Source organism: Stenotrophomonas sp. YJH_SMC_106-19 (genome assembly GCF_059368375.1).
Genome location: NZ_JCAFRQ010000001.1, coordinates 1 through 14,473, shown reverse-complemented (window position 1 = coordinate 14,473; position 14,473 = coordinate 1). Strand labels below are relative to the sequence as shown.

Annotated in this window: 6 protein-coding genes; 4 read left to right on the top strand and 2 right to left on the bottom strand. The window is 67.4% G+C overall.

The features are described from left to right. Positions 1 to 196 precede the first annotated feature (196 nt). Positions 197 to 2,923 carry a TonB-dependent receptor plug domain-containing protein gene (locus tag AC5P5M_RS00030; protein ID WP_495205432.1) on the top strand — a complete coding sequence of 909 codons (2,727 nt, stop codon included), beginning with the start codon at positions 197 to 199 and terminating at the stop codon, positions 2,921 to 2,923. Between the two features lie 108 nt (positions 2,924 to 3,031). On the opposite strand, the gene AC5P5M_RS00025 is transcribed toward AC5P5M_RS00030, so the two are convergent. Both AC5P5M_RS00025 and AC5P5M_RS00020 read right to left on the bottom strand, forming a co-directional pair. Continuing rightward, complete coding sequence (locus AC5P5M_RS00025) at positions 3,032 to 3,673, bottom strand: hypothetical protein (protein ID WP_495205431.1); 642 nt, start codon at positions 3,671 to 3,673, stop codon at positions 3,032 to 3,034. Between the two features lie 109 nt (positions 3,674 to 3,782). Beyond that, positions 3,783 to 4,664, bottom strand: a complete 882-nt coding sequence (locus AC5P5M_RS00020; protein ID WP_053518369.1) for a LysR substrate-binding domain-containing protein — start codon at positions 4,662 to 4,664, stop codon at positions 3,783 to 3,785. Between the two features lie 92 nt (positions 4,665 to 4,756). Between AC5P5M_RS00020 and AC5P5M_RS00015 the strand changes: the two genes are divergently transcribed. From AC5P5M_RS00015 to AC5P5M_RS00005, 3 genes are all read left to right on the top strand, one after another. Beyond that, a complete protein-coding gene (locus AC5P5M_RS00015; protein WP_053518367.1) occupies positions 4,757 to 5,461 on the top strand; it encodes an ankyrin repeat domain-containing protein in 705 nt (234 codons plus the stop codon). A gap of 51 nt (positions 5,462 to 5,512) precedes the next feature. Beyond that, a complete protein-coding gene (locus AC5P5M_RS00010) occupies positions 5,513 to 6,979 on the top strand; it encodes an amidohydrolase family protein (RefSeq protein WP_495205430.1) in 1,467 nt (488 codons plus the stop codon). Positions 6,980 to 7,570: 591 nt separating this feature from the next. Next, on the top strand, positions 7,571 to 14,473 hold a 6,903-nt coding region (locus AC5P5M_RS00005; protein ID WP_495205429.1), incomplete at its 3' end, for an Ig-like domain-containing protein.

The window sequence follows — 14,473 nt, the reverse complement described above, 5'->3', positions numbered from 1 at the left end:
GCGCCGCCACACCATCAAGAATGTTGTAAAACGCACGTTGTCAGCGCGCGGTGTCACTTATCAGGTTCCGGCATAAGCCCATCAGGCCTGGTCATTTCCGCTGAAACTGTCCGTTCGGGACACTTTCGTTACGGGATCGTTATGCGTGCACAGGCCGCCGCGTCCCGTCCAATCGTCCAACTCCCCCAGGAAGCCCATGTCCGCCTCTCCCCAGGCGCTGCGCCATCGTCCGCTGGTGCTCGCGCTGTCGTCCCTGATGCTGGCCTCGTTGCCCGCCTTCGCGCAGGAAAGCGCACCTACATCGCTGCAGGAAGTGAAGGTCACCGGTTCGCGCATTCCGCGCGCCAGCGTTGAAGGGCCGTCGCCGGTGACCGTGATCAGCCGGGAGCAGATCGACGCGCAGGGCTACCGCAATGCATTCGACGCCCTGAGTGCGCTGACCGAGAACACCGGCAACGTGCAGGGCGAGGATTACGGCAATACCTTCACCCCGGCCGCCAACACCATCAATCTGCGCGGGTTGGGGCCGAACCGCACGCTGGTGCTGGTCAACGGTCGTCGCCAGTCCGACTACCCGCTGGCCTACGAAGGCTCGGTCAACGTGGTGAACCTGGCCAACATTCCCAGCGCCCTCATCGAGCGTATCGAAGTGCTCGCCGGCGGCGCTTCGGCCGTGTACGGTTCCGACGCCATCGCCGGCGTGGTCAACATCATTCTCAAGGAGCGCTACGACGGCGTGGACATCAACGTTCGTGCCGGCGGTACCGAGCAGGGCGGGGGAGACAACCAGCGCGTGCAGGTGGTGGGAGGTGGTGCCGGTGAGCGATGGGAAGGCGTGTTCGGCTTCGAGCTGGGAATCCGCAAGGCCATCCACGCACGCCAGCGCGATTTCATGGACTCGCTGGACGATGATCCGCGTGGCACGGTCCCGCAGGCCACGGCCATCGCCTATCGGCGCAATGCAGCCACCGGCAGGAACATCGACCCGGGCAGTGACGGCTGCGATGCCGCTTCCGGGATCTACGGCGGGAGCGTGTTCCGCGCCACCAATCCGCGCCTGGGCAGTTACTGCGGCAGCAACGAGGCCGCCGCCAGCTACTGGACCGTGCAGACTGAAAAGCGCAACCTCGATGGCTATGGCCTGCTGACCTTCCACCTGGACGAACGGACCGATCTGTTCGCCGACCTGGCCGTGGGCAGCGCCACCATCTACAACAACACCCGTGCCCCGACGTGGACGTCCGCACGCAATTACTTCTACAACCAGAACAGTGGTGAACTGGAGAGCTGGTATCGCCGGTTCGCACCGGAAGAAGTGGGCGGCCTGCCGCGCAACGCCAATCGCTTCCTGGAAAAATCGTGGTCGTTCAACGTCGGTGTACGCGGCCAGCTGGGTGACAGCGACTGGGACTACGAGGCCGTCTACAGCCGTTCGCGCTACGAGAACCGGACGCGGCGGCCGGTTCTGCTGGCGGGAATCAACGAATACCTGCTCGGCCCCACACTGGGCGTGCGCGACGGGGTGGAGGTCTACGCGCCGGATCCGGCACGGCTTTACCAGCCGCTGACGCCGGACGAGTACGGGCAGTTGTCCGGTTACCAGGAGAGCCGCAATGCGGCGTGGCTGCAGACCTTCAGCGCCAGCGTCAACGGCCGCCTGTTCGAACTGCCCGGGGGAGACGCGGCGCTGGCGGCCGTGGTCGAGGCCGGCAGCCAGGGGTATCGCAACCGTCCGGACCCGCGGCTGGGAACCGGAGAGTTCTGGAACACCACTGCCGGCGTCGGTGCAGGAGGAGAGCGTGATCGCTATGCGGTGGGCGCCGAACTGCAGCTGCCGCTGCTGCCGCGCCTGACCACCACGTTGGCGGGCCGCTACGATCAGTACCGGGCCGCAGGCGAACACATCGGCAAGGCGACGTGGAGCTTCGGCGTGGAGTTCCGCCCGCTGGACACCTTGTTGATCCGTGGCACGGCCGCCACCAGTTTCCGTGCGCCGGACATGAACTACGTGTTCGCCACTGAAACCCGCGGCTACAACCCGGGCATGACCGATTACTGGCGGTGCCGTACCGCCGGTCAGCCGTATGACGACTGCGACTTCAACGGCCTGTCCATCGACTTCAGCAACCGCGCCAATCCGCAGCTGCAACCGGAAACCGCCAAGTCGTACGGCTTCGGTGTGGTCTGGTCGCCGCTGGCAAGCCTGGATTTCAGTGCGGACTACTACGACATCCGCATCGACAACGAGGTGACCAATCTCGACAGCAGCCGCATTCTGCGCGACGAAGCCGATTGCCGCCTCGGCCGTACCCTGGGCGGTGAAGTGCGCGATATCGGTTCACCGCTGTGCCAGGACGCGCTGGCCCGCGTGATCCGCAATCCTTCCACTGCGGCGGTGCAGCCGGACCAGGTCACCCGGGTGCTGATCAATCCGATCAACGCGGCATCCGAATCCGTGCGCGGCATCGATCTGAAGGGCAACTGGCGTTTCGATGCCGGGCGGGCGGGGCGCTTCACCACGCGTCTGGCCTACACCGTCGTGCTTGAGCATGAGTACCGGCAGTTCGCCGATGACGAGGTGCGTGACATCCGCAATTCCCTCGACGACTGGCAGTGGCGCAGCAAGGTCAATGGCAGCGTGACCTGGAACCGCGGTGACTGGACCGCGACGGTGTACGGCAACCGCTATGGCTCGCTGCCGAAGAGCGATGGCAGCGGCCGCATCGGACCGTACATGACGTACAACGCGAGCGTGTTCCGCAGCTTCGGCGACAACCTGTCGCTGGGTGTCATCGTCAACAACCTGCGCAACAGCCGGCCGCCGGCGAACCGCAACGGGGGGGGCTGGCCGTTCTATCCGGTCGGCAACTACGACCCCTATGGCCGCCAGTTCTGGGTGGAGATGGATTACCGCTTCAACTGAGCAGCGCAGGTGGGGCGCCTCTTCGACTCGCGTCTGCGGCGAGCGGAGAGGCGTCGCTTGATGCCTTCACGACGCACGGACAGTCGTCACCCCCGCTCGCAATCACGCTTACGGCAACGCCTGCACCAGATAGGATTCGATGACGTAGCTGAAAGGTTGCTGCTGCCGGTCGCGCAGCAAGGCGCGTACTTCCAGGATGATGCCGTGGTCGCCCTCGCCACGGGGGGGCCAGAAGGTCTGGTCGGCTTCGGTCTCGCGCTGGAAGCCCAGCGGGCCGACCACGCGGCCGAAAGGCTCGTCGGTGCTGTCCAGCACCTGGTTCATCGCCGCACTGAGATGGCCGGGCAGGTACCAGTTGTCGGCCTCGGACAGCACGCGGTTCCCGCACACCAGCTGCACGCGGCGGTAGCGCAGCGCGGCGCTGGAGTCGGCGCCCAGTGCCTGCAGCACCTCGGCCGGGGCCTGCTTGTCATCGCCATGGATGCGCACCGCGCGGACGCGGGCCTGCTGGGCCAGGCCCTGTTCGGCACACCAGCTTTCCAGCGTGGCTGTGGCGCTCTGCCCGGACAGCACCCGCTGATGCAGCCGTTCGACCAGCGCCGCCGGGGCGATCCGCTGCTGGCCAGGCGGTGCCTGCGGCGGCGGAGCGCCGACGGCATCGCTGGCGGACAGGCTGGCGATCGGCGCGGCGGCAAGCAGTGAAGCGGCCTGCCAGCGGCGGATACGATCGTGGCGGTCGGACGGGCCCATGCGGCATCACAGCGGAAACAGGTGTCTATGGTACCCGTTCAGCGCTGTGTACGGCGCACCCGCCGCGCCCCTGCTCCCGGCGGTTCCCGGCGGTATTCATCGAACGGGCTCATACCGGCTCGCGCTGCACCTGCTGCCACAGCTCGCTGGCCAGCGCACGCACGGCATCATCGGCGTCGCCACGGTGCAGCAGCCCGATCTCGTAGTTGTCGATCACCGGCAGGTTCCGTTCGCCGTCGATGATGCGGTGTCCGCGGCCCACTGCCCGGCGCGGCAGCAGGCTGATGCCGATGCCATCGGCAACCGCGCCCTGGATGCCGCTGAGCGATGAACTGGTGAAGGCGATGCGCCAGCGCAGGCCGAGTGCTTCGACCGCCTGGATCATTTCGTCGCGGTACAGTCCGCGCGGCGGGAAGGTCACCAGCGGCAGGGGCTCCTGCAGCAGGCAGCCACTGCGCAGGCTGTCGATCCAGTGCATGGGTTCACGCCGGCAATGCACGGCCTGGCGGCTGTTGCGGCGCTGCTTGACCAGGACCAGATCCAGTTCGCCATGATCGAAGCCGTGGGCCAGATCGCGGCTGAGGCCGCTGCTGATCTCCAGCTTCACCTGCGGATGGCGGCGGCTGAAAGCGGCCAGCATGCGCGTGGTCTGCGCGTTGACGAAGTCCTCGGGCACGCCGATGCGGACCGCTGTTTCGACCGTGGCGCCTGCCAAGGCCTGCGCCATTTCCTCGTTCAGGTCGAGCATGCGCCGCGCATAGCCCAGCAGCGTGTGGCCGGCGTCGGTGGGCTGCACATCGCGATGGCCACGCTCGAGCAGGCGATGACCGGCCAGCTCTTCCAGACGGCGCACCTTCTGGCTGACCGTGGACTGGGTCGAGTGCAGGCGGGTGGCCGCAGTGGTGAAGCTGCCGCAGTCGGCCACCATCACCAGGGCCCGCAGCAGGTCCAGTTCGAACAGTGACCTATTCGATTTTGAACTTTCTTGCATTTGAACATTTCATTTCTGGATAGCCGTGGCGACTTCTACCATGCGGCCAAGGCACCGGCAACGTCCGGCCGACTGACTCCGGAGGGTTCATCATGTACCTGCAACACCGCTGCCTGCGCTGGGCTGCGCCCTCACGGCGCGCGCTTCTGCTGTGCCTGCTGGCCGTGGCATTTCCGGCCTGTGCCGCAGACCCGTCCGGCCAGGCCGACGTGCGGTTGCGGGAGGCCGCCAGCCGCGGCGATGCCGGAGCGGTGCGCCAGGCACTGGCCGATGGCGCGGCCTTGGAAGCGCGCGACGCACAGGGCCGCACCGCGCTGCTGCTGGCGACCCATGGCAACCGCGTGGACGCGGCGCGCGTGCTGATCGAGGCGGGGGCCGATGTCAACGCCAAGGACAGGCTGCAGGACAGTGCTTATCTGTACGCCGGTGCGCGCGGACTGGACGGGATCCTGGCCTTGACCCTGAGCCATGGTGCCGACTTGCGCAGCACCAACCGTTATGGCGGCACCGCCCTGATTCCTGCCGCCGAGCGTGGCCACGTCACCACGGTGCGCATGCTGCTGCGTGCGGGCGTGGCAGTGGACCACGTCAATCGACTGCAGTGGACGGCGCTGCTGGAGGCGATCCTGCTCGGCGACGGAGGGCCGCGCCACACGCAGATCGTGCAGCTGCTGCTCGAAGCGGGCGCCGATCCTGAGCTGGCTGACGGCGAGGGCGTGACGCCGCTGGCTCACGCGCGCCAGCGCGGCCAGGCCGCGATCGAAACCCTGCTGCGCCAGCATGGCGCGACACGCTGATATCTGCTCCTTCCATTCCGCACGCTGGCCGTGCCCATCAGGATGTTCTCCATGTTCTGTTTCCGCCCGTTGTCCCTTGCTGTGCTGTTCGCCTGCGCACCGCTGTCCGCTGCTGCAGCCGAACGTGCCGATCTGCTGATCCGCAATGCCACCGTGGTCGATGTGGAGCACGCCCGCACCCTGCCGGGGCAGAGCGTGGTGATCCGCGGCGAGACGATTGTTGCGGTCGGCCCTGACGCAGGGCTGGAGGGCCAGTGGCGCGCGGACCGGCAGCTGGATGCGCAGGGGAAGTACCTGATTCCGGGACTGTGGGACATGCATGTGCACTTCGGTGGAGGCCCTGCGCTGATCGAAGAGAACAAGGCACTGCTGCCGCTGTACGTCGCCCATGGCATCACCACCGTGCGCGACTGTTCGGGTGATCTGCCGCAGCAGGTGCTGCAGTGGCGTGGCGAGATCGCCGCCGGCACACTGTTCGGTCCACGCCTGCTCAGCTCCGGCGCCAAGATCGAAGGCATCAAGCCGGTCTGGAAGGGGACGATCGAAGTCGGCAGCCGCGCCGATGCCGATCAGGCGATCACGCGCCTGCAGCGCGACAAGGTTGACTTCGTCAAGATCACGGACAGTACGCTGACGCCGGAACTGTTCCTGTACTCGGCTGCCGCCGCGCGCAAGGCAGGATTCAGGGCATCGGGCCATATCCCAATGGCACTGACCGTGGAGCAGGCGGTCGATGCTGGCCTGGCGTCGATCGAACACCTGGACTATGCGTTCAAGGCGGGCAGCAGGGATGAGGCGCGGATTGCAGCCGATTTCGGCGCCGGGCGTATCGATCGTGCGGAAGCCAACCGGCAGCTGGATGCCAGTTTCGACCGTGACACCGCGATGCGCGCGTATCGTGATTTCGCCCGTCGAGGCGTGTTCGTGACGCCCACACTCAACGGCGGACGCATTCTCGACTTCCTCGACCAGGACGATCATGCCCACGATCCCTATCTGGCCTACATCGGCCCAGGCCTGCGTGCCACCTACCAGTGGCGCGTGGAGCGCGCGGCCAAGGCCACGCCGGCACAGATCCAGGCGCGGCATGCGCAGTACCGGCAGGTGGCCGCGGTGCTGCCGATGCTTCAGGAAGCGGGTGTGACGATCATTGCAGGCACCGACGCCGGCTTCCTCAATTCGTTCAACTATCCCGGGATCGGACTGCACCAGGAACTGCAGCTGTTCGTGCAGGAAGGGCTGACACCGCCCCAGGCCCTGTCAGCGGCCACGCGGTCTGGCCCGGCCTGGTTCGGGCAGATGGACCGCTACGGGAGCGTGGCCGACGGCAAGGCGGCGGACCTGGTACTGCTCACCGCCAATCCGCTGCAGGACATCGCCGCGACCGGGAAGATCGACAGCGTGATCCTGCGCGGCCACGTGCATGATCGTGCAGCGCTGGACAAGATGCTGGCCGACACCCGCGCGCGCGTGGCCGCGTGGAACGATGAAGCAGACAAGCCCCGATCAGCGGACTGAACGCAGTCATCGTTTTAGTGATGAGGGGAACGGGGGAGTCGCCACGCGTTGCTGCGGGCACTCCCGACCGTTCCTTCGTTCGTTTTGCGCTGCGCAAAACGAGCCTGAAGCGTCAATTGGGATCGCATTTTTTCCCACTGAAAACGGGTGTTCCAGCGTAATGACGTGCCAACTGCGTCACAGAGCTTTCAACGACCTGCGCGATGAAGGCCGCATGCACGCGATCTGCATGGAACGTTCACTTCGACGCGGTGTATACCCTCCCGCAGCGGACGGGGAGCAATGGCCGACGTCCGACGGCCCTGACCGCGTCGCTGAACGCGCGTCGGCGATTCCAGACAAGAGGATTGTCGTTCATGCATCTGCATCTCGCGCCCACGCTGTAGCGCTGCATCGCACCACGACCGGGCGCGTCGCATCGCTGCATCCGGTCGCCTGAAGATTCCGAAGCACGTATCCGGCAGCAGGCGTTTTGCCCGTTGGCGGTGGCTTCGCGCGAAAACATATCCATTCCGTGCCGCCGTGCCAGCGTGATCGCTGTGCGTGACGTCGTTGTGCGCATGGCGGTGCGCCTGTAGAGAGGAATGTCCCATGGCCATCCGCGTCAAGGTTGTCCCGGCAAGCGAATCGATCAGCTCCGATACCGCCGCCACCACCGTCCTCAATGATGTCGTGACGCTGCAGCAGAGCAGCAACGTCGCACTGGACATCGATCCAGACCAGGTCGCCGGCTACGTGAAGGACGGCCAGGATCTCGTGGTGCAGCTGAAGACCGGCGAGAACGTCCGCATCGTCAACTTCTATGCTGAAGGACAATCGCCCAGCCATCTGTTCCTGGTGGATGACAAGAAGCTCGTGGCCGTCGATCTGCCGGCGGTGGCCAGCGATGGGCCGTTGGCGGCCAGCTATCTGCCGCAGGAGACGCTGGCTGGGTTCGAGTCGCTGACTGCAGCGGGCGCGGGCGCAGGCAGTGGCATCAGCGGCGCGATGGTGCTGGGCGGGCTGGCCGCGGTCGGCGCAGCGGTGGCGTTGGCCGACAGCGGCGGCGGTGGCGGTGGCGGATCGCCGAATCCACCGCAGAATCCCCCGGTACCCGATACCACGCCGCCGGCCGCACCCACCGGGCTGGCATTCAGTGCAGACGGCCGGACGCTTACCGGCAGCGGTGAAGTCGGTGCCACGGTGCGCGTCGATACCAATGGTGACGGGCAGCCTGATGCGACCGGAACGGTGGGCGCCGATGGGCGATTCAGTGTCACCCTGTCGCCGCCGTTGACCAACGGCGAGAGCGTCAGCGTGACGCTGGTCGATGCCGCCGGCAACGTGAGCGGACCGGGGCAGGCGACGGCCCCCGATACGACACCGCCTGCAGCGGCCAGCAACGTGGTGGTGGCTGACGACGGCAGCAGCATCAGCGGCAGCGGTGAGCCGGGAGCAACGGTGGGCGTGGATACCGATGGCGATGGCCAGCCCGATGCCACCGTGGTGATTGGCGGCGACGGCCAGTTCACGGTGCCACTGGATCCACCGCTGACCCAAGGCGAGACGATCAGCGTGGTAGTGACCGATCCGGCCGGCAACAGCAGTCCGCCGGTCACGGTGCAGGCGCCCGACTATCCCGACGCGCCGCTGGTGAATGCCAGCAATGGCAGTGTGATTTCCGGAACGGCGGGCGCGGGCCTGACCATCCTGCTTACGGATGGCGATGGCAATCCGATCGGCCAGACGGTAGCGGATGCGAGCGGCAACTGGAGCTTCACGCCGCCTGCGGCGCTTGCTGATGGAACCGTGGTCACTGCCGTGGCCCAGAATGCGGCCGGCAATACCAGCCCCGCCACGTCGATCACCATCGATGGCGTTGCGCCTGCCGCACCGGTCATCGATCCAAGCAACGGCACGACGATCAGCGGTACCGCCGAGGCCGGCAGCACGGTGACCCTCACCGACGGCAATGGCAACCCGATCGGCCAGGTCACCGCCGATGGCGATGGCCACTGGAGTTTCACCCCGGGCACGCCGTTGCCGGACGGCACGGTGGTGAATGCCACCGCAACCGATCCGGCCGGCAACACCAGCGGCCAGGGAAGCATCACGGTCGATGCGGTCGCGCCGTCCACGCCTACCGTGGAGCCCAGCAATGGCGGCACGCTCACGGGCACCGCCGAGCCCGGAAGCACGGTGGTGCTGACCGACGGCAACGGCAATCCGATTGCGGAAGTCGCCGTCGATGGCAGCGGCAACTGGAGCTATACCCCCGGCACGCCGCTGCCCGATGGCACGGTGGTCACGGTGGTTGCCCAGGATGCCTCAGGCAACAGCAGCCCGCCGGCAACGGTCACCGTGGATTCGCAGCCGCCTGCCGCGCCCATACTCGAGGCCAGCAACGGCACCACGCTCAGCGGAACCGCCGAGCCCGGCAGCACGGTCACCTTGACCGATGGCAACGGTAATCCGATCGGGCAGGTCACCGCCGACGGCAACGGTGACTGGAGCTTCACCCCGGCCACGCCGCTTCCGAACGGCACCGTGGTCAATGCCAGTGCCACGGACGCCACCGGCAACACCGGCCCCGGCGCCAGCATCATCGTTGACGCGGTCGCTCCGGCCGCCCCGGTCGTCCTTCCCAGCAACGGCACGAGTATCAGCGGTACGGCCGAGCCCGGCAGTACCGTGACGCTGACTGACGGCAGCGGCACTGCGATAGGCCAGACCACCACTGACGGCAACGGCAACTGGAGCTTCACCCCGGCCACGCCACTGCCGGACGGTACCGTGATCAATGCCACCGCCACCGACGCGGCAGGCAACACCGGCGGGCAGGGCGGCACCACGGTGGATGCGGTGCCACCGGCCGCGCCTGTGCTGAACCTGAGCAACGGCAGCGCAGTCACTGGCACCGCCGAGCCTGGCAGCAGGGTGATCCTCACCGATGGCAATGGTGATCCGATTGCCAGCGTAACGGTGGATGGAAGCGGCAACTGGAGCTACACGCCCGCCACGCCGCTGCCCAATGGGACGGTGGTCAACGCCGTGGCAGTGGATGGCTCCGGCAACGCCAGCGTCGGCAGCAGCGTCACCATCGACTCGCAGGCGCCGTCGGCGCCCGTGCTCGACGTCAGCAATGGCACCCTGATCGTAGGCACCGCCGAGCCGGGAAGCACGGTGACGCTCACCGACGGCAATGGCAATCTCATTGCGCAGGTCACCGCCGATGGCTTTGGCGACTGGACCTTCACTCCGGCGACGCCGCTTCCTGATGGCACCGTGATCAACGCCACGGCCACCGATGCCACCGGCAACACCAGTGCGCCTTCGTCGATCACGGTCGATGCCGTCGCACCTGCCGCACCCGTGGTCAACCCGAGCAATGGCATCACGCTCACTGGCACGGCCGAGCCGGGCAGTGTCGTCACGTTGATCGATGGCAGCGGTAATCCCTTCGGTCAGGCCCCGGTCGACAGCAACGGCAACTGGTCGTTCCCGCTCGCTACGCCGCTGCCCGATGGCAGCGTCGTCAGCGCGACCGCCACCGATGCCTCTGGCAATACCAGCGGCGCGACCAGCATCACCGTGGACGCGCTGCCACCGGCGACGCCGGTGCTGAATCCCAGCAACGGCAACACGGTCAGCGGTACCGCCGAGCCCAACAGCACGATCATCCTCACTGATGGCAACGGTGGTCTGATCGCGGAGGTCACCGTCGATGGCAGCGGCAACTGGAGCTACACGCCGGCCACCCCGCTGCCCGATGGCACCGTCGTCACGGCCGTGGCGGTGGACGCGGCAGGCAATACCAGTCCGCCGTCCACCGTCCCTGTCGATGCCAGTGCGCCGCCGGCGCCGGTCATCGATCCCAGCAACGGCACCACCGTCAGTGGTACTGCCGAAGCTGGCAGCACGGTCATCCTGACCGACGGCAGCGGCAATCCGATTGGCCAGGTCACCGCCGACGGCAGTGGCAACTGGAGCTTCACTCCCGGCACGCCGCTGCCGGACGGGACGGTGATCGTGGCGACCGCCACCGATGCCACCGGCAATACCGGCCCGCAGGCGGCCATCACCGTCGATGCGCTGCCGCCGCCGGCCCCTGTGGTCGACCCGAGCAATGGCACGACGATCACCGGCACCGCCGAGGCCGGCGCAACGGTGATCCTCACCGATGGCAGTGGCAACCCGATCGGGCAGACCACCGCCGACGGCAGTGGCAACTGGAGCTTCACCCCGGCCACGGCACTGCCTGACGGCACGGTGGTCAACGCGGTCGCGCAGGATGCGGCCGGCAACACCGGCCCGCAGGGCAGCACCACGGTCGATGCGGTGGCGCCGCCAACGCCGGTCGTCAATGCCAGCAATGGCAACGTCCTCACCGGTACCGCCGAACCGAACAGCACCGTGACGCTGACCGACGGCGACGGCAATCCGATCGGGCAGGCCACTGTCGATGGCAGTGGCAACTGGAGCTTCAGCCCCGCCACGCCGCTGCCCGATGGCACGGTGGTCAACGTCACCGCGACCGATGCCGCAGGCAACACCAGCGCACCGGCAAGCACCACCGTCGACAGCTCGTTGCCCTCGATTCCGCTGATCGATCCCAGCAACGGTTCGGTGATCAGCGGTACTGCAGATCCGGGCAATACGGTCATCATCACCGATGGCAGCGGCAACCCGATCGGCCAGGTCACGGCTGACGGCAGTGGCAACTGGTCGTTCACCCCGGGCGTACCGCTGCCCGATGGGACCGTGGTCAACGTGATCGCGCGCAGTCCTTCGGGTGTCGACAGTGCGCCGGCGGCGATCACCATCGATGGCGTTGCGCCGCCGGCGCCCGTGATCGATCCCAGCAATGGGGTCGAGATCAGTGGCACTGCGGAAGCCAATGCGGTCATCGTGCTGACCGACGGCAGCGGCACTCCGATCGGGCAGACCACGGCCGATGGCAGCGGTAACTGGAGCTTCACCCCGGCCACGCCATTGCCCGACGGCACGGTGGTCAACGCCATCGCGACGGACCCGGCCGGCAACAGCAGTGGCCCGGCCAGCATCACCGTGGATGCGTTGGCACCGCCGGCACCGGTGATCAACGCCAGCAACGGCGTGGTGATCAGCGGCACCGCCGAAGCCGGTGCGATAGTGATTCTCACCGATGGCAACGGCAACCCGATCGGGCAGACCACGGCCGATGGCAGCGGCAACTGGAGCTTCACCCCCGCCACAGCGCTGCCGGACGGCACGGTGATCACCGCGGTCGCCCAGGATGCGGCGGGCAACACCAGTGGCCCGGCAAGCACCACGGTGGACGCGGTGGCACCGCCGGCGCCGGTGATCGACCCGAGCAACGGCAGTGTGGTAAGCGGTACGGCAGAAGCGGGTGCCACGGTGATCCTCACCGATGGCAGCGGCAACCCGATCGGGCAGACCACGGCCGATGGCAGTGGCAACTGGAGCTTCACTCCGGCCACGCCATTGCCCGATGGCACGGTGGTCAACGCCATCGCGACGGACCCGGCCGGCAACAGCAGCGGCCCCGCCAGTACCACCGTCGATGCGGTGGCGCCGCCGGCACCGGTGATCAACGCCAGCAACGGTGCGGTGATCAGCGGTACCGCCGAAGCCGGCGCGACGGTGGTCCTGACCGATGGCAATGGCGATCCGATCGGGCAGACCACCGCCGATGGCAGTGGCAACTGGTCGTTCACGCCCGCCACGCCGCTGCCCGATGGCACCGTGATCACGGCGGTGGCCCAGGATGCGGCAGGCAACGCGAGTGGCCCGGCCACGACCACCGTGGATACGGTGGCGCCGCCGGCGCCGGTGCTCGACCCGAGCAACGGCAGTGTGGTGAGCGGTACAGCCGAAGCCGGTGCCACAGTGATCCTGACCGATGGCAGCGGCAACCCGATCGGCCAGACCACCGCCGATGGCGCCGGCAACTGGAGCTACACGCCGGCTACACCGTTGCCGAATGGCACGGTGATCACTGCGGTGGCACAGGATGCGGCGGGCAACGGCAGCGGCCCGGCCAGTACCACGGTCGATTCGGTCGCGCCGCCGGCACCGACGATCGACGCGAGCAATGGCAGCGTCATCAGCGGCACCGCCGAAGCCGGTGCGACAGTGATCCTCACTGACGGCAACGGTATTCCGATTGGGCAGACCATCGCCGATGGCAGTGGCAACTGGTCGTTCACGCCCGGCACGCCTCTGCCCGATGGCACCGTCATCAATGCACTGGCGCGCGACGCGGCCGGCAACAACAGCAGCCCGGTCAGCACGACCGTCGATGCGGTCGCGCCCTCGGCGCCGACGCTCGATGCCAGCAACGGCACGGTGATCACCGGCACCGTCGAGCCCGGCGTGAAGGTGATCCTGACCGACGGCAACGGTGATCCCATCGGCGAAGCCATCGCCGATGGCAGTGGCAACTGGAGCTTCACCCCGGCTACGCCGCTGCCCGACGGCACCGTGATCAATGCCATCGCGCAGGATGCGGCCGGCAACAACAGCGGCCCGGTCACCACCACGGTGGATGCGGTGGCGCCGCCGGCCCCGGTGATCGATCCGAGCAATGGCAGCGTCATCAGCGGTACGGCTGAAGCCGGCGCCACGGTGATCCTCACCGATGGCAATGGCGATCCGATCGGGCAAGCTATCGCCGATGGCAGTGGCAACTGGAGCTTCACCCCTGGAGCGCCGCTGCCCGATGGCACCGTGATCAACGCGGTGGCACAGGATCCCGCAGGCAATACCAGCGGCCCGGCCACCACCACGGTGGATGCGGTGGCGCCGCCGGCCCCGGTGATCGATCCGAGCAACGGCAGCGTCATCACTGGCACCGCTGAAGCCGGTGCAACAGTGATCCTGACCGATGGCAACGGCGATCCCATCGGCGAAACCATCGCCGATGGCAGCGGCAACTGGAGCTTCACCCCTGGAGCGCCGCTGCCCGATGGCACCGTGATCAACGCGGTGGCGCAGGATGCGGCGGGCAATACCAGCGGCCCGGCCACCACCACGGTGGACGCCGTGGCGCCGCCGGCCCCGGTGATCGACCCGAGCAATGGCAGCGTCATCAGCGGCACCGCTGAAGCCGGCGCCACGGTGATCCTCACCGATGGCAGTGGCAACCCGATCGGGCAGGCTATCGCCGATGGCAGCGGCAACTGGAGCTTCACCCCTGGAGCGCCGCTGCCCGACGGCACCGTGATCAACGCGGTGGCACAGGATCCCGCAGGCAATACCAGCGGCCCGGCCACCACCACGGTGGATGCGGTGGCGCCGCCGGCCCCGGTGATCGATCCGAGCAATGGCAGCGTCATCAGCGGTACGGCTGAAGCCGGTGCAACAGTGATCCTGACCGATGGCAACGGCGATCCCATCGGCGAAACCACCGCCGATGGCAGCGGCAACTGGAGCTTCACCCCTGGAGCGCCGCTGCCCGATGGCACCGTGATCAACGCGGTGGCCCAGGATGCGGCGGGCAATAGCAGCGGCCCG